At 58.9% G+C, this 24,339-nt stretch carries 23 protein-coding genes; 12 read left to right on the forward strand and 11 right to left on the reverse strand.

The genetic code is table 11. The annotated features are described in order from the left end of the window. Nucleotides 1-4 precede the first annotated feature (4 nt). The 3 genes from FZE95_RS15335 (at nucleotide 5) to aguA (ending at nucleotide 3,401) form a co-directional block, all read left to right on the forward strand. Complete coding sequence (locus FZE95_RS15335; protein WP_223825089.1) at nucleotides 5-1,309, forward strand: lipopolysaccharide biosynthesis protein; 1,305 nt, start codon at nucleotides 5-7, stop codon at nucleotides 1,307-1,309. Between the two features lie 109 nt (nucleotides 1,310-1,418). Continuing rightward, nucleotides 1,419-2,297, forward strand: coding sequence for an N-carbamoylputrescine amidase (aguB, locus tag FZE95_RS15340; RefSeq protein ID WP_150301752.1), 879 nt, complete (start codon nucleotides 1,419-1,421; stop codon nucleotides 2,295-2,297). Nucleotides 2,298-2,303: 6 nt separating this feature from the next. Then, entirely contained in the window at nucleotides 2,304-3,401 is a 1,098-nt protein-coding gene (gene aguA, locus FZE95_RS15345) for an agmatine deiminase (RefSeq protein WP_150301753.1), read from the forward strand. 65 nt (nucleotides 3,402-3,466) lie between these two features. On the opposite strand, the gene vapC is transcribed toward aguA, so the two are convergent. The 3 genes from vapC to argH all read right to left on the reverse strand — a co-directional run bounded on the left by vapC (nucleotide 3,467) and on the right by argH (nucleotide 5,707). Then, nucleotides 3,467-3,877 carry a type II toxin-antitoxin system tRNA(fMet)-specific endonuclease VapC gene (gene vapC, locus FZE95_RS15350; protein ID WP_150301754.1) on the reverse strand — a complete coding sequence of 137 codons (411 nt, stop codon included), beginning with the start codon at nucleotides 3,875-3,877 and terminating at the stop codon, nucleotides 3,467-3,469. Further along, the gene (gene vapB, locus FZE95_RS15355; RefSeq protein ID WP_150301755.1) at nucleotides 3,877-4,107 is read right to left on the reverse strand and encodes a type II toxin-antitoxin system VapB family antitoxin; all 231 of its coding nucleotides are present in this window, start codon (nucleotides 4,105-4,107) and stop codon (nucleotides 3,877-3,879) included. The genes vapC and vapB overlap by 1 nt, the downstream gene beginning before the upstream one ends. Nucleotides 4,108-4,306: 199 nt before the next feature. Further along, the gene (gene argH, locus FZE95_RS15360) at nucleotides 4,307-5,707 is read right to left on the reverse strand and encodes an argininosuccinate lyase (RefSeq protein WP_150301756.1); all 1,401 of its coding nucleotides are present in this window, start codon (nucleotides 5,705-5,707) and stop codon (nucleotides 4,307-4,309) included. Nucleotides 5,708-5,804: 97 nt separating this feature from the next. Between argH and FZE95_RS15365 the strand changes: the two genes are divergently transcribed. The 7 genes from FZE95_RS15365 (at nucleotide 5,805) to FZE95_RS15395 (ending at nucleotide 12,528) form a co-directional block, all read left to right on the forward strand. Continuing rightward, nucleotides 5,805-6,887: a sensor histidine kinase gene (locus FZE95_RS15365; RefSeq protein ID WP_223825087.1), complete on the forward strand. Its 1,083-nt coding sequence runs from the start codon at nucleotides 5,805-5,807 to the stop codon at nucleotides 6,885-6,887. 3 nt (nucleotides 6,888-6,890) lie between these two features. Next, nucleotides 6,891-7,640, forward strand: coding sequence for a LytR/AlgR family response regulator transcription factor (locus FZE95_RS15370; RefSeq protein ID WP_150301758.1), 750 nt, complete (start codon nucleotides 6,891-6,893; stop codon nucleotides 7,638-7,640). Between the two features lie 72 nt (nucleotides 7,641-7,712). Continuing rightward, nucleotides 7,713-8,651, forward strand: a complete 939-nt coding sequence (gene hemC, locus FZE95_RS15375) for a hydroxymethylbilane synthase (protein WP_150301759.1) — start codon at nucleotides 7,713-7,715, stop codon at nucleotides 8,649-8,651. Continuing rightward, a complete protein-coding gene (locus FZE95_RS15380) occupies nucleotides 8,648-9,409 on the forward strand; it encodes a uroporphyrinogen-III synthase (RefSeq protein ID WP_150301760.1) in 762 nt (253 codons plus the stop codon). The genes hemC and FZE95_RS15380 overlap by 4 nt, the downstream gene beginning before the upstream one ends. Nucleotides 9,410-9,419: 10 nt before the next feature. Next, on the forward strand, nucleotides 9,420-10,826 hold the full coding sequence (locus FZE95_RS15385) for a uroporphyrinogen-III C-methyltransferase (RefSeq protein WP_150301761.1): 1,407 nt from the start codon (nucleotides 9,420-9,422) through the stop codon (nucleotides 10,824-10,826). Then, nucleotides 10,819-12,069, forward strand: a complete 1,251-nt coding sequence (locus FZE95_RS15390) for a heme biosynthesis HemY N-terminal domain-containing protein (protein WP_163981835.1) — start codon at nucleotides 10,819-10,821, stop codon at nucleotides 12,067-12,069. Before FZE95_RS15385 ends, FZE95_RS15390 begins: the two co-directional genes overlap by 8 nt. Nucleotides 12,070-12,075: 6 nt before the next feature. Further along, on the forward strand, nucleotides 12,076-12,528 hold the full coding sequence (locus FZE95_RS15395; protein ID WP_150301763.1) for a DUF3592 domain-containing protein: 453 nt from the start codon (nucleotides 12,076-12,078) through the stop codon (nucleotides 12,526-12,528). A 9-nt stretch (nucleotides 12,529-12,537) separates the two neighbouring features. On the opposite strand, the gene FZE95_RS15400 is transcribed toward FZE95_RS15395, so the two are convergent. The 4 genes from FZE95_RS15400 to trxA all read right to left on the reverse strand — a co-directional run bounded on the left by FZE95_RS15400 (nucleotide 12,538) and on the right by trxA (nucleotide 16,904). Next, nucleotides 12,538-13,512, reverse strand: a complete 975-nt coding sequence (locus tag FZE95_RS15400; protein WP_150301764.1) for a 2Fe-2S iron-sulfur cluster-binding protein — start codon at nucleotides 13,510-13,512, stop codon at nucleotides 12,538-12,540. Beyond that, nucleotides 13,509-14,978, reverse strand: coding sequence for a 4-hydroxy-3-polyprenylbenzoate decarboxylase (ubiD, locus tag FZE95_RS15405; RefSeq protein WP_150301765.1), 1,470 nt, complete (start codon nucleotides 14,976-14,978; stop codon nucleotides 13,509-13,511). The genes FZE95_RS15400 and ubiD overlap by 4 nt, the downstream gene beginning before the upstream one ends. A 121-nt stretch (nucleotides 14,979-15,099) precedes the next feature. Then, entirely contained in the window at nucleotides 15,100-16,365 is a 1,266-nt protein-coding gene (gene rho, locus FZE95_RS15410) for a transcription termination factor Rho (RefSeq protein WP_150301766.1), read from the reverse strand. 212 nt (nucleotides 16,366-16,577) lie between these two features. Further along, nucleotides 16,578-16,904: a thioredoxin TrxA gene (gene trxA / locus FZE95_RS15415; RefSeq protein WP_150301767.1), complete on the reverse strand. Its 327-nt coding sequence runs from the start codon at nucleotides 16,902-16,904 to the stop codon at nucleotides 16,578-16,580. A 167-nt stretch (nucleotides 16,905-17,071) separates the two neighbouring features. Between trxA and ppx the strand changes: the two genes are divergently transcribed. Further along, nucleotides 17,072-18,577 carry an exopolyphosphatase gene (ppx, locus tag FZE95_RS15420; protein WP_150301768.1) on the forward strand — a complete coding sequence of 502 codons (1,506 nt, stop codon included), beginning with the start codon at nucleotides 17,072-17,074 and terminating at the stop codon, nucleotides 18,575-18,577. Here the strand turns inward: ppx and ppk1 are convergent. Genes ppk1 through FZE95_RS15435 form a run of 3 tightly spaced genes read right to left on the reverse strand, consistent with a single transcriptional unit; the run spans nucleotide 18,556 to nucleotide 23,083 of the window. Next, entirely contained in the window at nucleotides 18,556-20,787 is a 2,232-nt protein-coding gene (gene ppk1, locus FZE95_RS15425; RefSeq protein ID WP_150301769.1) for a polyphosphate kinase 1, read from the reverse strand. The genes ppx and ppk1 overlap by 22 nt on opposite strands. A 9-nt stretch (nucleotides 20,788-20,796) precedes the next feature. Beyond that, nucleotides 20,797-21,810 (reverse strand): porphobilinogen synthase, encoded by a 1,014-nt coding sequence (gene hemB / locus FZE95_RS15430; RefSeq protein WP_150301770.1) that lies wholly within the window; start codon nucleotides 21,808-21,810, stop codon nucleotides 20,797-20,799. 43 nt (nucleotides 21,811-21,853) lie between these two features. Next, nucleotides 21,854-23,083, reverse strand: a complete 1,230-nt coding sequence (locus FZE95_RS15435) for a GGDEF domain-containing protein (RefSeq protein ID WP_150301771.1) — start codon at nucleotides 23,081-23,083, stop codon at nucleotides 21,854-21,856. A 252-nt stretch (nucleotides 23,084-23,335) separates the two neighbouring features. Between FZE95_RS15435 and FZE95_RS15440 the strand changes: the two genes are divergently transcribed. Then, nucleotides 23,336-23,884, forward strand: coding sequence for a DUF6436 domain-containing protein (locus tag FZE95_RS15440; protein ID WP_150301772.1), 549 nt, complete (start codon nucleotides 23,336-23,338; stop codon nucleotides 23,882-23,884). Here the strand turns inward: FZE95_RS15440 and FZE95_RS15445 are convergent, their stop codons facing one another. Further along, complete coding sequence (locus FZE95_RS15445) at nucleotides 23,885-24,331, reverse strand: YaiI/YqxD family protein (protein ID WP_150301773.1); 447 nt, start codon at nucleotides 24,329-24,331, stop codon at nucleotides 23,885-23,887. Nucleotides 24,332-24,339 lie beyond the last annotated feature (8 nt).

Here is a 24,339-nt window from a genome sequence, read left to right on the forward strand (position 1 = left end):
GCGCATTGACGTGATACGGAATGAGCTCCGCAATGGCGCCTTGCGGAATATCGTTGCTGTAATAACGGGCACAGCTGGAGCACAAGCGCTGACGATGGTATTCATGCCAATCGTCGCCAGGCTTTATGGACCGGAAAGTTATGGCGTGCTGGGCGTGTTCATGGGTCTGGTGATGATGGTCGTCCCAATAGCTGCGTTGACTTTTCCTATGGCTATTGCCTTGGCTCGAAAAGATGCTGAGGCACTGGCGCTATGTAGGCTGTCGCTGTGGGTTGCCGCGGCTTTGTCCTTTGGCTCCGCCGTGGTTCTCAGTATCTTCGGCACGCCGCTAGCCAACCGAATAGGCGTTGAAGAAGCTGCTCCCTATCTGATGCTGCTGCCAGTAGTAATGTTTTTTGGAGGGGCGCTGGAAACGGCACAGCAATGGTTGTTCAGAAAACAATTATTCCATGTCACGGCTAAAATTGCAGTTCTGCATTCCCTGACCCATAACCTTGTTCGATGCGCAGGTGGGTTGATCTATGCGTCACCTGCTGTGTTGGTGACAACGACCGCCATCGGTTCATTTTTACACGGCAGCATGCTGTTCGCTGCTATCAGGCGGTGGTCGACCGATAGAAAGCTGGAAGAAGAGCCCAAGCCGTCCGCTTGGACCGCTGCGGAGCTGGTGCGGACGTACAAGCAGTTCCCGCTATTCCGAGCGCCCCAGATGTTCATCAATGCGATATCGCAAAACTTGCCAACCCTGATGCTCGCTGCCTATTTCGGTGCAGCGGCAGCAGGCTACTTTGCGCTGTGCCGACAAACTCTCAGCATGCCTACCCACCTGGTAGGCAAGTCGGTAGCAGACGTCTACTACCCAAAACTGACGCGCGCCATCCAGCAGCATGATCGCATCACGGGTATGCTAATTAGAGCGGTCGCAGGGCTAGCTGTCGTGGGGCTGATACCCTTCGGGATGGTTTTCTGTTTTGGTCCATGGCTGTTTTCTGTGGTGTTTGGTGCAGCCTGGGAAGAGGCCGGCGAATTCGCTCGATGGCTGGCACTTGCAGAGTATGCAATCTTTATCAGCCGCCCCTGCACCGTTGCTTTTCCGGCCCTTTCTATACAAGGGCTCGGGCTGGCGGTTGAAATAGCCAGCACTGGGTTACGCATAGTCGCTCTATTAATCGGAGCCCTTATTCTAGGCACTACCCTGGGAACGATCACCGTCTTTGCCTTTGCGAACGTAATAATCTACGTAGTCGTCATAGGCGTTGTGCTTTTAAAGGCATATAGCAGAGATCATCATGAATGCAGAAAAACCTAGAGCTGGTTAGGCTTTTCTAGACCTATCCGTTTTCAGCTGCCCCGATTTTGATCAGAGGCTACAGCTATGCGTTATGCTATCGGCATTCAGTCATTCGCCGGAGAAAACCATGTCCCGCCCTGTTACCGTCGCCGCTACCCAGATGAGCTGCAGCTGGGATCGTCAGGACAATATTGCCAAGGCAGAGCGCCTGGTGCGTGAGGCTGCAGCCAAAGGCGCGCAGATCATTCTGATTCAGGAGCTGTTCGAGACTCCGTATTTCTGCCAGAAGCCGAATCCGGAATACCTTCAGCTCGCAACGGAAGTCGATAAAAACCCGGCGATCAAGCATTTCCAGGCGTTGGCCAGGGAGCTGGAAGTGGTGTTGCCGATCAGCTTTTTCGAGCTGGCCGGGCGTGCCCGTTTCAACAGCATCGCGATTATCGATGCCGATGGCCGCAATCTGGGCGTGTACCGCAAGAGTCATATTCCGGACGGTCCCGGTTACCATGAGAAGTACTACTTCAACCCCGGCGACACCGGATTCAAGGTGTGGAACACTCGTTACGCGACCATTGGGGTGGGTATCTGCTGGGACCAATGGTTTCCGGAAACGGCCCGCAGCATGGCGCTGATGGGCGCGGAAATCCTGTTCTATCCGACCGCGATCGGCAGCGAGCCACATGATCCGACGATCAGCTCGCGCAATCATTGGCAGCGGGTGCAGCAGGGCCACGCCGGCGCCAACCTGATGCCGCTGGTTGCCAGCAACCGCATCGGGCTGGAAGAGCAGGACGGGTACGACATTACCTTCTATGGCTCGTCCTTCATTGCCGACCAGTTTGGCGAGAAGGTGCAGGAAGCCAGCCAGACTGACGAAGCCGTTCTGGTGCAGCAGTTTGATCTGGACCAGCTGGAGCATATTCGCAGCGCCTGGGGTGTATACCGCGACCGTCGTCCGAACCTGTACGGGCCCATCAAGTCGCTGGACGGTTCACTGGAGTCCTGATCGCCTATGTACAGTCTGCACAGCACCCCGCGTCACGACGGTTACTCCATGCCTGCCGAGTGGGCGCCTCATGCGCAAACCTGGATGGTCTGGCCGGAGCGTACCGATAACTGGCGCATGGGCGCGAAGCCAGCCCAGGCCGCCTTTGCCGAGGTGGCGCGAGCTATCGCCAGTTTCGAGCCGGTCACCGTGTGCGTCTCCGCCGCCCAATACGAGAATGCCAGCTTGCAGCTGGATCACCCCGGTATTCGCGTGATCGAGATCAGCTCGGATGATGCCTGGGTACGTGATACCGGTCCGACCTTTGTCATCAACGGACAGGGCGGTTTACGCGGCGTGGATTGGACATTCAACGCCTGGGGTGGCTTCAGAGGCGGGCTCTACTGGCCGTGGCAGCGTGATGATCAGGTGGCGGACAAGATCCTCGGTCTGGAGCGTTGTCCGCGTTACCGCACAGAGGGGTTCGTGCTGGAAGGCGGTGCCATCCATGTGGACGGTGAGGGGACCGTACTCACTACCGAAGAATGCCTGCTCAATCCAAACCGCAATCCGGATCTGGCGCGTCAGGAAATCGAGCTTATGCTGGCGGACTACCTGAATATCGAAAAAGTCATCTGGCTGCCCTTTGGGCTGTTCAATGACGAGACCGACGGCCATATCGATAACTTCTGTTGCTTTGTACGGCCGGGCGAGGTGTTGCTGGCCTGGACCGACGACGAAGACGATCCGAATTTTCAACGCTGTCAGGCTGCGTTAAAAGTCCTGCAAGCCAGTCGCGACGCGCAGGGCAGGGAGCTGGTGGTGCATCGCATGCCCATCCCGGGGCCGCTCTACGCGACTGCTGAGGAATGTGTTGGCGTGGATCGGGTTACAGGCACGCAGCCGCGTGATCCCTCGATCCGCCTGGCCGGCTCATACGTCAACTTTCTAATCGTGAACGATGGGATAGTGGTCCCGGGTTTCGATGATCCCCAGGACCAGCCCGCCCTGGAAATACTCCAGGAGCTATTTCCGGAGCGGCGGGTAGTGATGGTGCCTGGACGGGAAATTCTGCTCGGTGGTGGCAATATACATTGCATCACCCAGCAGCAACCGGCGCGTTAGGGGCGCCGGGCTGGTTGTAAGCGACGTGCGCGTGGTGGCTTGCCACCGGAAAATCCTCGCTCTGGTTATACGCTGGGCGGGATCCAGTCCTCGATTCGTAAGCCCGGGACACGCTCAAACTCGCGCCGATTGTTGGTAACTACGATCAGCCCCTGCGAGCGGGCGTGACCAGCGATCATCTGGTCGTAGGGGCCGATCGGCGTGCCTGCTTTGGCGAGTTCAGCACGGAGCTGGCCCGTGTGTGCGGCGGCTGCCTGGTCGTAGCTCAGCACTTCCAGACGCGTTGCAAACCCTTCTATGACGGCCAGGTTGCGCTCGGGATTTGAGGACTTCTCCGCACCGTAGATCAGCTCCATCAGCGTTATGGTGCTTATGCACATCTGACCGTGATGTTGCGTAAAAGCCTCGCGTACAGACTGAGGTCGGTTTTTGATGGTGAAAATGCATATATTGGTGTCGAGCATGAATTTCAGCATCAGAACGCCTCGCGTTCCTGCTCTGGTGGTTGCTCGCGATCGATCATGAAATCGGCAGTGACGCCTTCTCCTTCAAACCAGCTATCCCAGGATTCCCCGGCTGGCGCGATGAGTCGAGCTCTACCGAGCCTGACAATATCAACTCGATGCACGTCATCAGGCAGTGCGGCAGCCTTGGGCAGTCGTACCGCCTGGCTGCGGTTGCTTTGAAAGACAGAGCCTTGTTCCATCGAGCACCTCCAAAGGTCTTAAAACACACAGCCAATGATAGTCAGGTCGAGGGATATGTCAACGGGATATACATGCAGATCCGGCTGCTTTATTACGGTTACGTGGTGCTTGAAAGCAACCCAGTAAAAAGCCCACCATACGAATCGCATGACGGGCTTGGGTTATCAGTGGACTACCTGATCTTTTCCATGGCAGCTTTTATCGGCCCGGCCCCACCAGCTCCCGCCCACGCTGAACCGCTGCCACTACCTGAGCCGGAGCGGTGCCGCCAATATGGTTGCGCGCGTTCACCGAGCCTTCCAGCGTTAGCACCTCGAACACGTCCTGCTCGATCTGGTCGCTGAACTGGCGCAGCTCGTCCAGGCTCATCTCGGCCAGATCCTTTTTGTTGTCCACGCCATACTTGACCGCATGCCCGACGATCTCGTGGCAGTCGCGGAAGGGCAGGCCCCTGCGTACCAGGTAATCGGCCAGGTCAGTCGCCGTGGAGAAGCCACGCAGGGCCGCTTCACGCATCGCCTCGACCTTCGGTTCGATTGCGGGAATCATGTCGGCAAAGGCGCGCAGGCTGTCGCGCAGGGTATCGACTGCATCGAACAGCGGTTCCTTGTCTTCCTGATTGTCCTTGTTGTAAGCCAGCGGCTGACTTTTCATAAGGGTCAGCAGACCCATCAGGTGACCGTAAACGCGGCCGGTCTTGCCGCGCACCAGTTCAGGCACGTCGGGGTTCTTTTTCTGCGGCATGATCGAGGAGCCGGTGCAGAAGCGGTCGGGCAGATCGATAAAGTTGAACTGCGAACTGGTCCAGAGCACCAGTTCTTCGGAGAAGCGCGACAGGTGCATCATTGCCACGCTCGCTGCTGCGCAGAATTCGATAGCGAAATCGCGATCGGAGACGCCATCCAGGGAATTGCCGGAGATCGCGTCGAAGCCCAGCAACCCGCAAGTGATGCTGCGGTCGATGGGGTAGGTTGTACCTGCCAGGGCAGCGCTGCCCAGGGGCATACGGTTGACCCGCTTGCGGCAATCGAGCAGGCGCTCGCTGTCACGCACCAGCATTTCGAACCATGCCAGCAGATGATGACCAAAGGTCACCGGTTGCGCGGTCTGCAGGTGAGTGAAGCCCGGCATGATGACGGCCGAATGTTTTTCCGCCTGATCAAGCAGCCCGGTCTGCAGGCGATTGAGTTCAGCCAGAATGATATCGATTTCATCGCGCAGCCAGAGGCGGTTGTCGGTGGCGACCTGATCGTTACGCGAACGGCCAGTATGCAGTTTCTTGCCAGTGATGCCGATACGGTCAGTCAGTCTGGCCTCGATGTTCATATGGACATCTTCGAGCTCGACGCTCCAGGCGAACTCTCCGGCTTCGATTTCACTCCGGATCGCCTGCAGGCCGTCAATGATGGTGTCGCGCTCGTCGTCGGTGAGTACGCCAACCCGGGCGAGCATCGTAGCGTGAGCAATAGAGCCCTGGATGTCATGCTTGTACAGGCGCTTGTCGAAATCCACCGAGGCGGTGAAACGTGCTACGAAGGCGTCGACCGGTTCGCTGAAACGGCCACCCCATGATTGATTGGTAGTCTGATCTTGGCTCATGTGTCGGATCGATCCGCTGACAATTTGAAGACGCATAGCATACCATCACAGGCTAGGACGATGCCGGTCGGCTAATGGACCAATGGAGATCCGCCACATGAAGAATGGAATCTGGTCGCTGCTGAATAAGCCCCATGAAGGAGAGGATTTCTTTCTTCCGGATCTGTGCTCATCTGTGGCCGTATTTACCCTGGTGGTATTGGCCGAGCTGGTGGTCATGCTGTGGGTGCTGGCGCAGCCGGGAACGGGTGTTTTCGACTGGTTGCAGTTGGCTATGGCATCGTTGTTTGTGCAGTGGATTGTGCTGCTGTCCGCCGCACTGCTGTGCCGACTGCGGCCCTGGATGCAGCGCCGCCCGTTGTGGCTGGCAATTTCCGCGTGCTACGCCGTAGTGATTGGCCTGACCCTGCTATTCACCGTGCTTGCCGAGTGGGTACTGCAGCACGGCATGACCGGCGCGCCGCCGTTGCGTGTCGATCTGCTGCTTCGCCACGGCCTGATCGCTCTGATCATGACCAGTCTGCTGCTGCGTTATTTTTATCTGCATCAACAGCGACAATTCCAGGTCCAGTCGGAGCTGCAGTCGCGCTTGCAGTCGCTGCAATCACGGATCCGGCCGCACTTTCTGTTCAACAGCCTCAATAGCATCGTCAGCCTCATCGGCAGTCAGCCACAGCAAGCGGAGAATGCGGTGCTGGACCTGGCCGATCTGTTCCGCGCCAATCTGTCCGAGGCCGGCGGCGTGGCCACCTGGGCCCAGGAGAAGCGTCTGTGTGAAGGCTATTTGCGTATCGAAAAGTATCGACTTGGCCAGCGACTCGAAGTGCATTGGCGTACCGAATCGCTACCGCCGGACACGCCCATGCCGCTGCTTACCCTGCAACCGCTCCTGGAAAACGCCATCCTGCATGGCCTGTCGCCACAGCTGGAAGGCGGCGACATCAGCATTTATGCGGCCTATGTCAATGGGCGGGTTGAACTGGAGGTCTCGAATAGTTGTCCAGAGGTACTAGATAGCCACCAGGGAGCCCGCATGGCGCTACAAAATATAAGAGCACGGCTTGCTGCCCTCTTTGGTCCACAGTCCCGAGTCGAGATCTGGCGAGACGGTCCGCGCTTCTTCAGCAAGCTGGTCTATCCTTGTATAGAACAATCGCCAACTTACCAGAGAAGTCATTGAGGCATGAAAGTACTGATCGCCGATGATGAACCCCTAGCCCGCGAGCGTCTGGCCCGACTGGTCGCCGCGCTGCCGGAGTATAGTGTGGTGCCGGAGATGGCCGCCAATGGGCAAGAGGCGCTGAAGCTCATCGAAGAGCATCATCCGGATATCGCGCTGCTTGATATCCGCATGCCGGGGCTTGATGGCCTGCAAACTGCGGCGAAACTGTGCGAACTCAGCGATGCACCGGCTGTGGTGTTCTGCACTGCCCATGGTGAATACGCTCTGGATGCCTTCGCCGTCAGCGCGGTGGGATATCTGCTCAAGCCGGTGCGCAGCGAGGATCTGGCAAGTGCGCTGGCCAAGGCGCAAAAACCCAATCGGTTGCAACTGGCCAATCTGGGCAAGGCTGGCGTAATCGAGGCGACCAATCAGGCGCGCAGTCATATCAGTGCTCGCACGCGCCGTGGCGTGGAGTTGGTGCCCATTGAAGATGTGTTGTATTTCATCGCCGACCACAAATACGTGACCCTTCGCCACTGTGAGGGGGAAGTATTGCTGGATGAACCGCTCAAATCGCTTGAAGACGAATTTGGTGATTACTTCGTGCGCATCCACCGCAACGCCCTGGTGGCGCGCAACCGTATCGAGCGGCTGCAGCGCAGTGCCATGGGTCACTTCCATCTTCAATTGAAAGGCCTGCCAGACGAGACCCTGACTGTCAGCCGGCGCCATGTGCCGGGTGTGCGCAAACTGATGGAGCAGCTGTGACGCGGATCGCTACCGCATGGATGCCTGTACAGCCATGGCGTATCATGCCGGCTGGCAATGAAAGAGAATCCCATGAGTCGACAACTGCGAATCGCCACCCGCAAGAGCGCACTGGCCCTGTGGCAGGCCGAATACGTCAAGGCGCGTCTTGAAGCAATACACCCCGGACTGAGCGTATCGCTGGTTCCCATGGTGAGTCGCGGCGACAAGCTGCTGGATTCGCCCCTGGCAAAGATCGGCGGCAAGGGTCTTTTCGTAAAAGAGCTTGAGGCGGCATTGACCGCGAACGAAGCCGACCTGGCCGTACACTCCATGAAAGACGTGCCGATGCAGTTTCCCGAAGGGCTGGGTCTGTATGTCATTTGCGAGCGAGAAGATCCGCGCGACGCCTTTGTGTCCAATAATCACGAGAGCGTCGACAGCCTGCCGCACGGCAGCATAGTCGGTACCTCCAGTCTGCGACGCCAGGCTCAGATCATGGCGCGCCGTCCGGACCTGAAAGTAAATTTCCTGCGCGGTAACGTGAATACCCGTCTGGCCAAGCTGGATGCTGGCGACTATGACGCCATCATCCTTGCCGCTGCAGGTCTGATGCGGCTGGGCTTTCATGATCGTATCCGTTACGCCATGCCGCCGGAGGAAAGCCTGCCGGCAGGAGGCCAGGGCGCAGTGGGCATCGAATGCCGTACGGATGACGCCGAACTGCATGCTCTGTTGGCTCCGTTGAACGACGAGGACAGCGCATTGCGCGTGCGTGCCGAGCGCGCGCTCAATCACCGCTTGAATGGCGGCTGTCAGGTGCCCATCGCCTGTTACGCAGAGCGTCAGAACGGCGAGATCTGGCTGCGCGGCATGGTCGGAGATCCAGACGGTACTCAGATGCTCACAGCCGAAGCCCGGGGCCCCGAAGCTACACCGGAAGAGTTGGGTATAGCTGTCGCAGAGGACCTGCTGTCCCAAGGCGCTCAGACCATCCTTGATGCGGTCTATCTGGGGGCTGCGCCGGAGTGAGTACAGCGGTCCTGTTGACCCGCTCGGATGCTGATAATCAGCGTCTGGCGAATAAGCTGGCACGCCTGGGGATCTCTGCGCTAAGCGTGCCATTGCTGCGCATAGACGAGCTGGACGAGACGCCGGAGCAGCAACGACTGATCCTTGATATCGACCGCTATCATGCGGTCATGGTGGTGAGTCCGGTTGCAGCTCGTCTGGGTCTGGAGCGTCTCGATGCAGCATGGCCGCAGCCGCCGGTGGGTATTGACTGGTTCGCTGTCGGTGAGACAACGGCAAGCGTTCTCAGGGCGTACGGGCTGCCAGTGCACACGCCTGACTCGGGGCAGGACAGCGAAGCGCTGTTGCGTTTGCCCGTATGGAGTGAGTTGCTGGCGCGTCCGGATCTGAAAATACTGGTCTGGCGCGGCGTCGGTGGCCGCGAGCATTTGGCTAATCACGTTCGGGCAGTCGGCGGGCAAGTAGATTATCTTGAATTGTATCGACGCGAACCGCCGCAGGGTTTGGCCACGGCGCTTGAATCTGCCAGCCAGGCGGATGTGCGCGGCATCGTATTGGCGAGTGGCCAGGGACTGGAGCACTGGCACGCTGCGGCGGGCAGGCACTGGCCCGAGCAGAGAACCTGGCGTTGCTGGGTGCCGAGCCAACGCGTCGCCGAGCGAGCCAAAGCGCTCGGCTGCAACGACATCATAGTATGCGAAGGCGCGGACGATTCCGCAGTATTGACGGCAATAGCCGCTCATCCGCTGACGCGATAAGGGGAATAGCGTGGAACCGACAGTACCTGACAAGAACGACCGGAACGATGAAGCCGGGACAAACAAGCCAGACGCGTCACAAGCCACGACAACCGGAAAACCCGGTGAATCTGCGACCGGAACCAGCCAGCCCAGCGTATCTGCTCCGGGCGAAGCGGCAGCACCCACTGCGGCTCCCGAGCCGCCTGTTACGGCCGCTCCCACAACGGAACCTGGCAAAACAGGCGCCGCTAAGACCGAGCCCTCCCAGACGGACAAGCCCGGCGCAGCCAAGCCCACCGGATCCACGACCAGGCCAAAGGATGTCGGGGCTGGCAAGCCGCCACCGGTCAAGCCGCGCGATACTTCAACGTCCGGCTCCGGGGGCGGACGTGGGCTTTCGGCTCTGGCGCTGTTGGTCGCTCTGGGCGCGCTGGGCCTGAGCGGCTGGCAGTGGTATCAACAGCAATCGGAGCCGGATGTTTCTGCGACGCTGGATGCACGGTTTGATCAATTGGCCGCCGATCAGGAACAATCGCTCCGCCAGGTGCGCGAACAGATGCAACAGCAGTTGCAGGATCTTCCGTCCAGTGCGGAGGTCGACGAAACGCGGCGGCTGGCAGCAGATCTGCAGCGTAGCCAACAGGCACTGTCCCAACAGCTTGAGGAAATGCGTGGCGATACTGACGCCGACTGGAAGCTGGACGAAGCGGAATACATGCTCCGGCTGGCATCGCTCCGTCTACTGGCAGCGCAGGATGTCGAGTCCGCCGGCGAATTATTGCAACTGGTCGACCGGATCCTCCGAGAGCAGCCGGACAGCGGCGTTTTTGCCGTGCGTGAAGAGCTTGCACGGTTCCAGACGCAGCTGGAAAGCCTGCCGGAAATCGACCGTCCGGGTGTCTATCTACGGCTTGCGGCATTGCGAGATCGGGTAAACGATATCGTTGCCCTGCCGGTACGTGAATTCAGTCCGGACGAGCAGAGCGCCACCAGCTCCGACCCCGAGGCAAGCCGCTTCGATCGGGTCATGGCGCGTCTCGAGCGCTACGTGCGGGTTGATTTTCAACGCGGCAAGGTCATCACTCCGCAACTTACTGCAGCGGAAATGAACCGGGTCCGGCGCACGCTTCAGCTGGCTATCGAGCAGGCGCAATGGGCCGCCTTACGGGGCGAAGCCGAGATATTCCAGTCCAGCCTCGAACAGGCCGACTCGGTACTACAGCGCTTCTTTGAAGGCGACAATCCCGAGGTCAATTCGCTGCGAGAGCAGCTGGCGAATGTGGCCGAACAGGACATCTCGCTCGACCCGCCGGATATAGCACCCGTTCAGCAAGCCCTGGCAACCTACATGCAGAGCCGCCGAAGCCAGTCCAATGGTCAGCGCGACGGCAGTGGAGAGAGTGGCGACAACGCAGGGGAGAGCGGCAATGAGTAAAAGCTACATTGCCATCCTCATCGTACTGCTGGTGGCTGCCGTACTTGGCATGGCGGTGGCGGAAGATCCAGGCTACCTGCTGATTGCCTGGCGCAATCTCTCCATTGAGACCAGTGTCTGGGTAGGCGTCGCTTTCATCATCGGGCTCTGGCTGCTCGTTGCGCTGCTGCGCACCGTGTTCCGGCTGCTCGGCGCATCGGGTAGACGGATCAATCCCTGGTCGCAGCACAACCGGCATCGTCGTGCTGGTGTGGTAACCACCCGTGGGCTGCTCGAGTTTGCCGAGGGGCATTGGTCCAATTCATTGCGCCTGCTCAAGCGTTCCGCGCCCCATGCAGAACAGCCACTGATCAATTATCTCGCTGCTGCCCGCGCCGCCAATGAGCTGGAGGATTTCACCGAGTGTGACAACCTGCTGCGTGAAGCCTACGAGACAACACCCCGCGCTGAAGTTGCCATTGCGGTGACCCAGGCACAGCTACAGATGGCGCGCGGTCAGCTTGAGCAGGCATTGGCTACCCTGACGCGCGTCCGCAAGGACCACCCCCGGCATCTTTATGCGTTGAAACTGATGAGCCAGCTGTATGCCCGCCTTGAGGATTGGCAGCGCTTGCAGCAACTGTTGCCCGAGTTGCGCAAGCACGAGGTGTTGCGGCCGGAAGAGCTGAAATTGCTCGAATACCGCGTGTATACCGAACTGCTGACGCAGGCGGGGCTGCGCGGCATTCACCACGAGCCCGGGCAGGGCAATCCGCTTAACGAGATCTGGCAGCAGATGCCGAAGCAGCTGCGCCAGGATCCAAGACTGGTTGAAGTGTACGCGCTGCAGCTCCATGCCATGGGCGATGGTGCCCGGGCGGAGGAAGTGCTGCGCAGCGCGCTGAAGCATGCCTTCAATGACCGTCTTGTTCATCACTACGGGCTGGTTTCCGGTAAGGAGCCGGCACGGCAACTGGCGACGGCCGAGCAGTGGCTGGCGCAGCATCCACACGATGCCACGTTGCTGCTGGCGCTGGGCCGGTTGGCGTTGCGCAACAATCTGTGGGGCAAGGCGCGAACCTATCTTGAGGCGAGTTTTGCCAGCAAGCCGGATATTCAGACATGCGCCGAGCTGGTGCGATTGCTGGAGCATATGGGTGATGATGTGGCGAGTCAGCTGGTACAGCGCAAGGGCTTCGGACTGATGATGCATGATCTGCCAGCGCTGCCCTTGCCGCAACTGAGCAACAGTACGGCGGAATAAACGCATATGCTCCAGCAACAGGATTCCGCCGCCATTGTGCGGCGTGCGGTACGCCGTGGGCTGATCATTCTGGTGGTGTTCTTGCTGCTGGTCGGCTCGTGGGAAAGCCGCCAACGTATTGGTTATCAGCCAGTCGAGGCGACCATGGTAACGGAGCGCTCGGTGCCTGGCGAGTGGCTTGGTGAGGTGCGTGAGCTTGGCGTTCGTTACCGCTGGCAGGCGAGTCAGTATCTGGTATTCATTCCGGTGGGCATGCTGGATGCCTTGAGCGGGCTGAATGAGCTTGCCGAAGGCGATCGGGTCGCCCTGGCAATTGACCCGCAGGAGCCGCACCAAGCGATATTCGACCGCCTGACTCAGCGCTACCCGGTGACGCTGGCGACTGTTGGGCTATTGTTGGTGGCGTTGCTGATATTGCTTGCTCTGGCAGGTCTGCGGCGCGGACGTCGGCGCAGCTGAAGCTTCCCCTCAGCCGCGTGGAGCGTAGGCAAATACATCGGAATGCATCCGTTGCTCCGGCATGCCCGCTGCCGTCAGTGCGTCCAGGGTCGCATAGACCATCCCGGGCGAGCCGCTGACATAGAACTCATAGCGTTCCAGATCAGACAGATCTTCACACACCGCCTCAGGCAACAAGCCCTGACGACCTGACCAGCCCGGATCGTCACTGACGACTTTGTGCAGATAAATGTTTGGTTCAGCCTGCCATTGCTGCCAATACGGCGCCTGGTAAAAATCAGCTGCACTGCGTACGCCCCAGTACAGATGGATGGGATGCTCGAACCCGATACGAATACTGTGCTGGATCATGCTCTGCATTTGCGCCAGGCCGGTACCGGCAGCGATCATCACCAACGGGCGGTCAGGCAGATCGGCCAGATGCGCGTCACCAAAGGGTATCTTCACGCGCGCCATGCGCTCGCGGCGAATGTGTTCCACCAAGGCCCAGGCGGAATGCTCACGCACCAGGATATGCAGCTCAATCAGACGATCTTCGCCTGCTTCCGAGGCGATGGAAAAGGCCGAGGCCTGTTCGTCCGGGCGCTCCAGCAGCAGGTACTGGCCGGCATGGTAGCGTAGCGGCTTACCCGCCGGCGGGCGCAGCCGGATCCGCCAGACGTCGCCGCTCAGCAGCTCGGCATCGATAAGTTGGCAAGACAGATTACGCAGCGGCAACTCGCCCGGCCCCAGCACGTTTTCCCAGTACAGTTCGCAATCGTTCAGCGGCTCTGTCACGCAGGTGTAAAGCTCGCCGCTGTGCTGCGGAGTATCGGCGCCGGTCTTGCGGACGGTTCCGCTGATAAGGTTGGCGGCGCAGATATGGCAATTCCCGTTTCGGCAGCTTTGCGGGACATCGAAGCCCAGGCGCCTGGCGGCATCAAGGATGCGTTCACCGGGCAATAGCTCCAGAACGTGGCCTGAGGGCTGCAGCGTTACCTTCATGTATCGATTCCCAACTCGGCCCAGATTGCATCGACGCGCTGTACAACAGCCGGATCCTGACTGATTGCGACGCCCCATTCGCGGGTCGTTTCGCCGGGCCATTTATTGGTGGCATCCAGCCCCATCTTGCTACCGAGACCGGATACGGGCGATGCGAAATCGAGATAATCGATGGGTGTGTTGTCGATCATCACCGTGTCACGCTTCGGATCCATGCGCGTGGTAATCGCCCAGATCACATCGTTCCAGTCACGAATATTGATGTCGTCATCGGTAACGATGACGAACTTGGTGTACATGAACTGACGCAGGAATGACCAGACGCCAAGCATCACGCGCTTTGCATGGCCCGGGTACTGTTTCTTCATCGAGACGACGGCCATGCGATACGAGCAGCCTTCCGGCGGCAGGTAGAAGTCGGTAATCTCGGGAAACTGCTTTTGCAGGATAGGTACAAACACCTCGTTTAGCGCCACGCCCAGAATAGCCGGCTCATCCGGCGGGCGGCCGGTATAGGTGCTGTGGTAGATCGGCTTCTCGCGGCGCGTAATACGCTCGACGGTAAACACAGGAAAGCGGTCCACCTCGTTGTAATAACCGGTGTGGTCGCCAAAAGGGCCTTCCTCGGCCATTTCGCCCGGATGGATAACCCCCTCCAGAACGATCTCGGCACCGGCTGGGACCTGAAGGTCCGAGCCGCGGCACTTGACCAGCTCGGTGCGCTGGCCACGCAGCAAACCGGCAAAAGCGTATTCTGAAAGACTGTCAGGAACAGGTGTTACCGCGCCAAGGATGGTCGCCGGATCGGCACCGAGCGCCACCGCAACCGGAAAGGGCTGGCCGGGATGTTTATCACACCATTCCTTGAAGTCCAGCGCGCCCCCGCGGTGGCTAAGCCAGCGCATGATGACCTTGTTGCGACCTATCAGCTGCTGGCGATAAATGCCCAGGTTCTGACGTTCCTTGTTCGGGCCTTTGGTGACCACCAGCCCCCAGGTTATCAAGGGCCCGGCGTCGCCAGGCCAGCAGGTCTGGACCGGTATCGCTCCGAGATCGACATCGTCGCCTTCCAGGACCACCGCCTGGCAAGGGCCGTCACGCAGCACCTTGGGGGCCATGGAAATGACCTTCTTGAAGATCGGCAGCTTGGACCAGGCATCCTTGAGGCCTTTCGGCGGATCAGGCTCCTTGAGAAACGCCAACAGCTTGCCGATTTCACGCAATTCGCTGACATCGTCAGCGCCCATGCCCAGCGCCACCCGCTCGGGGGTGCCGAACAGATTGCCCAGTACCGGCATATCAAACCCGGTCGGGTTTTCAAACAGCAGCGCGGGGCCGGCCTTGCGCAGGGTGCGGTCGCAAATCTCGGTCATTTCGAGCACGGGGGAGACGGGCGTCTGGATACGCTTGAGCTCACCGCGCTCTTCCAGGCCCTTGATGAAATCACGGAGGTCGGAATACTGCATCTGAGCTTTATGCCTCAATTTGCAAGCGGCAATTCAAGGAGTGATGTTGCTGCTCGTGGGAGGGGTGCCAGTTAGCTTCAGGCGGGCCTGAAAAGGGCCCGTCTGAAGCATGCGCGGCAGTTTAGTTCTTGCTGCGCTTCATGGACTGGAAGAATTCGTCGTTGGTCTTGGTGTCCTTCAGACGATCCAGCAGGAATTCGATCGCAGCGATTTCGTCCATGGAGTGCAGGATCTTGCGCAGGATCCACATCCGCTGCAACTCGTCTTCGCTGGTCAGCAGCTCTTCGCGGCGGGTACCGGAACGGTTGATGTTGATAGCGGGGAAGACGCGCTTCTCGGCAATCTTGCGATCCAGATGGATCTCCATGTTGCCGGTGCCCTTGAATTCCTCGTAGATCACTTCGTCCATCTTCGAGCCGGTATCAACCAGTGCGGTAGCAATGATGGTCAGGCTGCCGCCTTCCTCGATGTTGCGCGCAGCGCCGAAGAAACGCTTGGGCTTTTCCAGGGCGTGGGCGTCAACACCACCAGTGAGAACCTTGCCGGAGCTCGGGATCACGGTGTTGTAGGCGCGGGCCAGACGGGTAATCGAGTCGAGCAGAATGATGACATCCTTCTTGTGCTCAACCAGACGCTTGGCCTTCTCGATCACCATCTCGGCGACCTGCACGTGACGACTGGGTGGCTCGTCAAATGTAGAGGCAACCACTTCACCGCGTACGGTGCGCTGCATCTCGGTCACTTCTTCCGGACGCTCGTCAATCAGCAGAACAATCAGGTGGCACTCGGGATTGTTTCGCGCGATGTTCGAGGCGATGTTCTGCAACATCAGCGTCTTACCGGCTTTCGGCGGTGCGACCAGCAACCCCCGCTGACCCTTGCCGATGGGCGCACACAGATCAATAATCCGCGCCATGAGATCTTCAGTGGAACCGTTACCGGCTTCCATCTTCAATCGGTCATCAGGGAAAAGGGGCGTCAGGTTTTCAAAAAGAATCTTGTTCTTGGTATTTTCCGGGCGGTCGAAGTTGATCGAATCAACCTTGAGCAGCGCGAAATACCGTTCACCATCCTTGGGAGGGCGAATTTTGCCAGCGATCGAATCACCGGTTCTCAGATTGAAACGGCGAATCTGGCTTGGGGAAACATATATATCGTCCGGCCCGGCAAGATAGGAGGAGTCAGCCGATCGAAGGAAACCAAAACCGTCTTGCAGAATTTCCAGAACACCATCGCCATGGATATCTTCACCACTTTTGGCGTGCTTCTTCAGAATGCCGAAGATGACATCCTGCTTCCGCGATCGGCCCATATTTTCGAGGCCCATCTGGTCGGCAATTTCTAACAGTTCGGTAATTGGTTTTTGTTTAAGTTCGGTCAGGTTCATAGGTTCGATGAGTATGATGTCTTTCGGCAGGACGGTTAGTAACAGGCCGCCACGTGAGGATGGGGCGATGGATTTGGCTGAAGTTGGGAAGCCATTGCCGCGGGGGGCGACAGGGAGTTGGAATGCAAATCTAGCACTGCAACACGGTTGCGTCTAGAGAAAACGCAGAGAAAAAACCCTCCCTGGACCGAAAAGTCCAGGGAGTGTGAACATCAGATGTTGCTATCAAGAAATGCCGACAACTGAGACTTGGACAGAGCACCGACCTTGGTCGCTTCTACATTGCCATCCTTGAACAGCATGAGAGTCGGGATGCCGCGCACGCCATACTTGGGTGGGGTGTCGGTGTTTTCATCGATGTTCAGTTTGCAAATCTTGAGTTTGCCATCGTAGTCCTTGGCGATTTCATCCAGAACCGGGGCGATCATCTTGCATGGGCCACACCACTCAGCCCAGTAATCGACCAACACGGGGCTATCTGCCTTAAGCACTTCAGTTTCGAAGCTGCTATCGGTGACATGCACGATCAAATCACTCATGAGTCTCTCCAGGGAGTTTTTAGTAAGCAGGCAGGAATGGCAGACATGATAGCACCACCCTGCGACATAGCAAAAGCCAGCGGGTTAGATCTCTTGACGTGATCGCCGGCCGGGCAAAAGCACAGTTCGGGATGCTAGAATTCGCAGACGACAATCCGAGGTGCCGCATGGCAAACAAGCAAAGGTCCGATTTTCCGCTGGTGGCCGCGATTGATCTGGGTTCGAACAGTTTCCACATGGCGCTGGCCCGGGTTGAGCACGGCGAGATGCGTATCCTCGAGCGGCTGGGCGAGAAGGTTCAGTTGGCGGCGGGACTTAACGAGGAACGTGAACTAGACGACGATGCCATGCAGCGAGGGCTCGACTGCGTCAGGCGTTTTGCTCAGATGATCAATGGGTTGCCGGTTGGCGCCGTGAGAATAGTTGGCACCAGCGCGCTGCGTGATGCGCGTAACCGAAGCCAGTTCATCAATCAGGTGCAGCAGCTGCTTGGACATCAGGTGGATGTGATTTCCGGGCGGGAAGAAGCACGGTTGATTTACCTCGGTGTTGCGCACACCTTGTCCGATGACGAAGGCAAGCGTCTGGTGGTTGACATTGGCGGGGGCAGTACGGAGTTCATAGTAGGCGAACGTTTCGAGACGCTGCTGCGTGAAAGTCTGCCGATTGGCTGCGTCAGTTACACCCGCAAATTCTTCGCCGACGGCAACATCTCCGCCAGCAACTACTCCCGCGCCTATACGCTTGCCCGCCTTGATCTGATGCAGATCGAGCAGAACATTCAGCGCCTGGAGTGGCGGGAAGCGGTTGGCGCCTCCGGTACTATCCGCTCTATCGGCCAATGTCTACAGGCCGCCGGGCAGGGGCAGGGAGATGTCACCCGTGAAGGCCTGCAGCGTCTCAAGCGCAAGCTGATCAAGGTGGGCGATGTCGACAAGTTATCGCTGCCGGGGCTGAAGAGTGATCGTCGTCCTATCCTGCCGGCTGGCGTGGCTATCCTCGAAGCGATCTTTGACGCGTTGGATGTTGACCGCATGGGGCATTCCGAGGGCGCGCTGCGCGAAGGTGTGCTATATGACCTGTTAGGCCGGCACCGCCATGAGGATGTCAGGGAACGTACCCTTAGTGCGCTGGCAGAGCGTTACCACGTCGATCCAGGTCAGGCTTGCCGTGTCGAACGCAAGGCAATGAGTTTGCTCGGCAAGGTTGCCGAAGCCTGGGGGCTTGAGGACGCCAAGCACGCCGACCTGCTGGGTTGGGCGGCACGCCTGCACGAAGTGGGCAAGGGCATCGCGCACAACCAATATCACAAGCACGGCGCTTATTTGCTGGCGCATTCCGATCTGGCCGGGTTCTCACGTCAGGAGCAGCACGCTCTTGCCCTGCTTATTCGCGCGCAGAAGCGCAGTCTGCCCGGTAAGGAGCGACTCAGCGAGTTCGGTGAGGAAAGCGTACTGATGCTGCGGCTGTGCATGCTGCTGCGTCTGGCTATCCTCTATCACCATATCCGGGGCTATCAGGAAATGCCGGCCCTCAAGGTGCAGGCCGGGGACGATTTTCTGGTACTGGAGTTTCCGTCGGGCTGGCTGGATCGCAATCCGTTGACCCAGGCTGACTTCGATCAGGAAGCGCAGTTCTGGGCCAAGGTGGGTTATACGCTGACGGTGCGTTGAGGCGAGTTGCTGAGTTTTTCCAGCAGCGCGCTCTGCGCGCTGCGCGGGATCTGGTTACCAGTCGGCGTGCTGCGCACATAGGTGCCGTCCGGTTGCAGAATCCAGCTCTGGGTATTGTCAGTCAGAAATACCTGTAGCTCCTGCTTGGCTCGGGTAACCAGCTTTTTGCCCTCGAGCGGGAAACAGGTTTCAACACGGTGATCGAGGTTGCGCTCCATCAGATCCGCACTGGACAACCACACCTGCTCGACCCCTCCATTCAGAAAGTAATACACGCGGCTGTGCTCAAGGAAGCGACCGATAATTGAGCGCACTGTGATGTTATGCGACACGCCCGGAATGCCGGGACGCAGACAACACATGCCGCGCACGATCAGGTCGATTTTTACCCCGGACTGTGACGCCTTGTACATTGCCTTGATGATCTTGGCGTCCGTCAGCGAATTGACCTTGGCGATGACATGCGCAGGCTTGCCGGCCTGGGCCGCCAGCGTTTCGCGGTTGATCAGCTCCAGCAAACGCTTCTTCAGCGTGAAAGGTGCCTGCAGGAGCTTCTTCATGCGCAGCATCTTGCCCATACCGATCAACTGGTTGAACAGCTTGTGTACGTCTTCGGTCATCGCCAGGTCGGACGTCAGAATGCTGTAATCGGTATATAGCCGGGCGTTCCCTGCGTGGTAGTTACCCGTGCCCATATGCGCGTAGCGGCGCAGGATGCGGTCTTCACGGCGCAAAATAAGCATCATTTTGGCGTGCGTCTTGTAACCCACCACGCCGTAGATCACTACGGCTCCGGCCTGTTGCAAGCGGCTTGCCAGCTGCAGGTTGGATTCCTCGTCAAAACGCGCACGCAGCTCGATCACCACGGTGACTTCCTTGCCGTTGCGGGCTGCTTCCACCAGCGCGTTGACGATTTCCGAGTTCGCCCCGGTGCGGTACAGCGTCTGTTTGATCGCCAATACGTTGGTATCCTGCGCCGCCTGGCGCAACAGATCGGTTACCGGGCTGAAGGATTCGTAGGGATGCAGCAACAGGATGTCCTGCTTGCTGATTGCCTGAAACAGATTGTCCGCACTGGACAATATCTTCGGCAGGCCAGAGCTGAACGGCGGGAATTGCAATTCCGGGTGATTTTCCAGCGCCGTGACCGAGAACAGCCGGGTCAGATTGACCGGACCCTGGACCTGATACAGCTCCTGATCAGTCAAGCCGAATTGCTTGAGCAGGAAATCAGTCAAGGGTTTCGGACAATTGCTGGCGACTTCGAGACGCACTGCATCGCCGTAGCGGCGTGATAAAAGCTCGCCACGTAGAGCGCGCGCCAGATCATCTACCTCGTCGGGATCCACGATCAAGTCCGCGTTGCGCGTCAGGCGGAACTGATAGCAACCCAGCACCTTCATGCCGGGAAACAGATCATCGGCATGTGCGTGGATGACAGAGGAGAGGAACACAAAGTCGTCCTCCCCGGTGGACAGTTCCTGCGGCAGGCGGATAAGCCGGGGCAGGGAGCGCGGGGCCGGAATGATCGCCAGGCCGGAATCGCGGCCGAAGGCATCCGTCCCTTCAAGCTGGCAGATGAAGTTGAGACTCTTGTTCACCAGCAACGGGAAGGGGTGCGTGGGGTCCAGCCCGATGGGGCTAATGATCGGCGCTACTTCCTGACGAAAATACCGCCGTACCCACATGGTCTGCTTGTGGGTCCACTGATGCCTGCGTACGAAGCGGATGCCCTCCGCAGCCAGCTGGGGCAGCAGCACGTCGTTGAGAATCGAGTACTGACGGCTGACCTGCTCGTGAGCCAGCTCGCTGATCCGGCTCAGCACCTGCTGCGGTTGCAGCCCGTCGGGACCGGTCTGTTCACGGGCGAAGGTAATCTGTTTCTTCAGGCCTGCCACACGGATTTCGAAAAATTCATCCATGTTGCCGGAGAAGATAAGCAGGAACTTCAGCCGCTCAAGTAGCGGATAGGACTCATCGAGCGCCTGTTCCAGGACACGGATATTGAACTGCAGCTGCGACAACTCGCGATGGATAAACAGTTCCGGCGCGTTGATATCAGCCGCAAAGGGGGTCGGCGCTGCCGGCTCTACAACCGGCATCAGGCGCGTCTCGTCGCTCTCGGACTCCGGAATAACAAAGCTGTCCTGCGGGGTGTGATCGGACGCGGCAATCGGATCATCTTCGCGTGCGCGGTTGGGCTGCTGCATCATTTCCTCTTAGCTGCGCTCGCGTAACTGGCGGGCTGCGGTCTTGGCGTAATAAGTCAATATGGCGTCGGCGCCGGCACGTTTGAAGCTGATCAGTGATTCAAGAATCACCGCATCGCTGAGCCAGCCGTTGGCAATGGCGGCCTGGTGCATGGCGTACTCGCCGCTCACCTGATAGACGAAGGTGGGGACGCCGAAGGTATCCTTCACCCGACGAATGATGTCCAGATAGGGCATGCCAGGCTTGATCATGACCATGTCGGCGCCTTCGGCCATATCCTCGGCGATTTCCTGGAGGGCCTCGTTGCTGTTGGCCGGATCCATCTGATAAGTCGCCTTATTGCTCTTGCCGAGGTTGCCGGCCGAGCCGACAGCGTCGCGGAAGGGGCCGTAATAAGCGCTGGCATACTTGGCAGAATAGGAAAGAATCCGGGTGTGAACATGACCGGCTGACTCCAGAGCCTGGCGCATGGCGCCCACGCGGCCATCCATCATGTCCGAGGGCGCGACGATATCTGCACCGGCTTCGGCATGCGACAGCGTCTGTTTTACCAGCGCTTCGATGGTTATGTCGTTCTGTACGTAGCCGTTGTCATCGATGATCCCGTCCTGCCCATGCGTGGTAAAAGGGTCGAGTGCGACGTCGGTGATGATGCCCAGTTCAGGGAAGCGTTCCTTCAGCGCACGGGTGGCACGTTGCGCCAGGCCTTCCGGATTCCAGGCTTCGGCGGCGTCGAGGGATTTGCGCTCCAGGGGCGTGACGGGGAACAGCGCAAGAGCAGGAATCCCTAGCTCGACGATCTCGGCCGCTTCTTCCAGAAGCAGATCAATGGACAGTCGCTCGATGCCAGGCATCGAGGCGATCGGTTCGCGCTGTTGCGTGCCTTCCAGTACGAATACGGGGTAGATCAGGTCGTCAGGGCTCAGCTGGTTCTCACGCACCAGCCGGCGCGAAAAATCATCGCGGCGCAGGCGGCGAGGACGGCTGAGAGGGTACTGACGACTGGTATTGGCAAAGCTCACATGGACTCCCGAGGCGCAGACAAAGCGCCCATCTGGTTGACATTTATACGTCCAGATTATGACGGAATTGAGACAGTAAGCGTAATGCCATTTGATCCTGAAGATTTTCGGCGGGCTCTGGCGCCAGCTCGACGCGGTTGCGGCCCAGTGCTTTGGCCCGATACAGCGCAGTGTCGGCGGCAGCCACCAGCGTATCGAAAGTGAAGCCTTGCTGGTCGGTGCAGGCGATACCCAGGCTGGCGCTCAGCTTGACCGGCGCGCTGGCCGACTGCCACGGCTGGTCGCACAGACCCAGGCGAATACGTTCGGCTACCTGTCTGGCGCTTTCGGTATCAAGGCCGGGCAATATCAGTATGAACTCTTCGCCACCGAAACGGCCGAGCAAATCGTTCGAGCGCATATGTTGACGGATGCGCGCTACCATATGACAGAGCGCGGCGTCCCCGGTCTGATGGCCGAACTCGTCATTGATGCGCTTGAAGTGATCGGCATCCAGCATCAGCAAGGTTACAGGGAATGACTGCTCACTTGCGACCTGGAGGACCCGGGTCGCCTGTTCCTGCAGGCTGCGCCGGTTGAGCGTGTCAGTCAGTGCGTCACGTTGGGACAGAGTGTGCAGCGCCATCGTGGTGCGGTAGTGGGTCATCAGTATGAAACCGCTGGCCAGGCCAATCTGGGCGACCATGGCGCCGAGTAGTGTCACGCTCTGCATCGGACTGTTTACCACAACGTGATCTGCTCCCAGTTTCAGGCTGGACAGCGCGCGCAGGGTCAGGCCGATAGCGCAGAACAGGGCAACGCCACCGGTAAACCAGTAAGCCGTGCGTAACGGCCGCTCAGCCGGAATCAACAATTCTCTGGCGCAGAGCATACTCATGCCGGCGAGTATGATTGACGATACGCCGAGACGGGCTGCATAGCTTTCCTGTTGAAAGCTGAAGATTGACATGAGGACTATCATTGTCGCCGCAGCGGCAATCGGGCCGGTCTGAGGTTGGCTCAAGCCCTTGAACGCCCGGATGCCGAGCCATGATACGCCGATGCCTAATGCCATCAGGCCGTTGCCGATGACAACTGAAAGACTATCGTGGACGACATCGAGATTGGTGTTGAGGAGCAGGCCGAGCATCAGAGCGAAGTTGCCGACAGCCCAATGGCGCAGACCTTTATCGGCACCCGCATGCCACGCCGCTATCGACAATAGCAACGTCATGCACAGGGTAACCAGCGACAGGGTTACGCCCAATGTGATGAGGTCAAGTGCTGCGGGCATCTGAGACTATCGTCCTTGTCCGGCAGAGGGCGGCCGGCTACTTCGAATATCCGGGTTAGGATCCGTTTGGTATTACAACCATACCAGCAGACCATTGGGTCCTGGATCGGTTCAATTTGGAAATGTGGCCAAGTCGGCAGTTAAATCCTCGCCCCAGCGCAACGAATTGTGCCAGCAATCCCGGCGCTTCGCTCAATCGGGTGAGGCTTGAACTGCATACCGAGTTCTACTGGCCTTTTGAGATACCCAGGAATGAAAAAGGTTCATCGCAATCTGTTGGTAGTGTTGCTGTTGGCGTGCTGGATGGCGGGGCTTGTATGGGCGCTGACCTGGTACGAGAGTCGCTATGTAAGAATATTCGAGCGTCCGGCATTCTTTGACGGGATACCGGTGTCTCCACCGTTTGAGGCGGCGCGCGTGCAGGTTCTGCATGTCTGGCAGTCCGGCTGCCCTTGCAACGGCGGGCATCAGGCCTATGTGAATGACATGACCGAGCGCTTTGCTGCCGAGGGGGTGGTGTTTGCGCGTTCAGGGGCGCGTGGCGCGGACGCCTTGCCGCAAGCGTTACGCCAGTTGCCTTATTGGCCGATGCCGGAGGCGTGGTCCGCCTGGCCGGGAGCACCAGCCGTCGCGATCTGGGGAGCAGATGGCCGTCTAGCCTATGTAGGGCCTTATAGTGACGGTGCGAGCTGTAGCGAGGAGAGCAGTTTTGTCGAGCCGGTAATCCAGGCTTTATTGGCCGGTCGGAAGGTCAACATCACCCGGCAGGATACGCTGTCCTGCCTGTGCGAAATCGACTGATTACATTCTGGACAACAGCCGGTCCAGAGAATTGGCGAAGGCCTGCTTGTCCCGGTCGTTATAGGGAGCTGGACCACTGCGACCGGCCAGGCCGGCTCCGCGTAGCTCGTCCATGAGATTGCGTACTGCCAAACGTTCACCGACGCTTGATTCGTCGTAGATTTCGCCTCGGGGGTTGATTGCGGTTACCTTGCGTTCAACCAGGCCGGCCGCCAGGGGAATGTCTGCAGTGACGACCAGATCGCCGGGGCGTGAATGATCAATGATGTACTGGTCGGCCACGTCAGGACCGCTCGGCACTATCACCTGGCGCACACCTGGCCCGGGAGGAAGCTGCTGCGCGCTGTTTGCGACCAGCACCAGCTCGATCTGTCGGCGCCTTGCGGCCTTGACCACAATGTCCCGAACCGGGCGAGGGCAGGCGTCAGCATCAATCCATAGCGTCATGCGGTTAC

This window comes from Pseudomonas profundi (assembly GCF_008638305.1).
GTDB lineage: Bacteria > Pseudomonadota > Gammaproteobacteria > Pseudomonadales > Pseudomonadaceae > Halopseudomonas > Halopseudomonas profundi.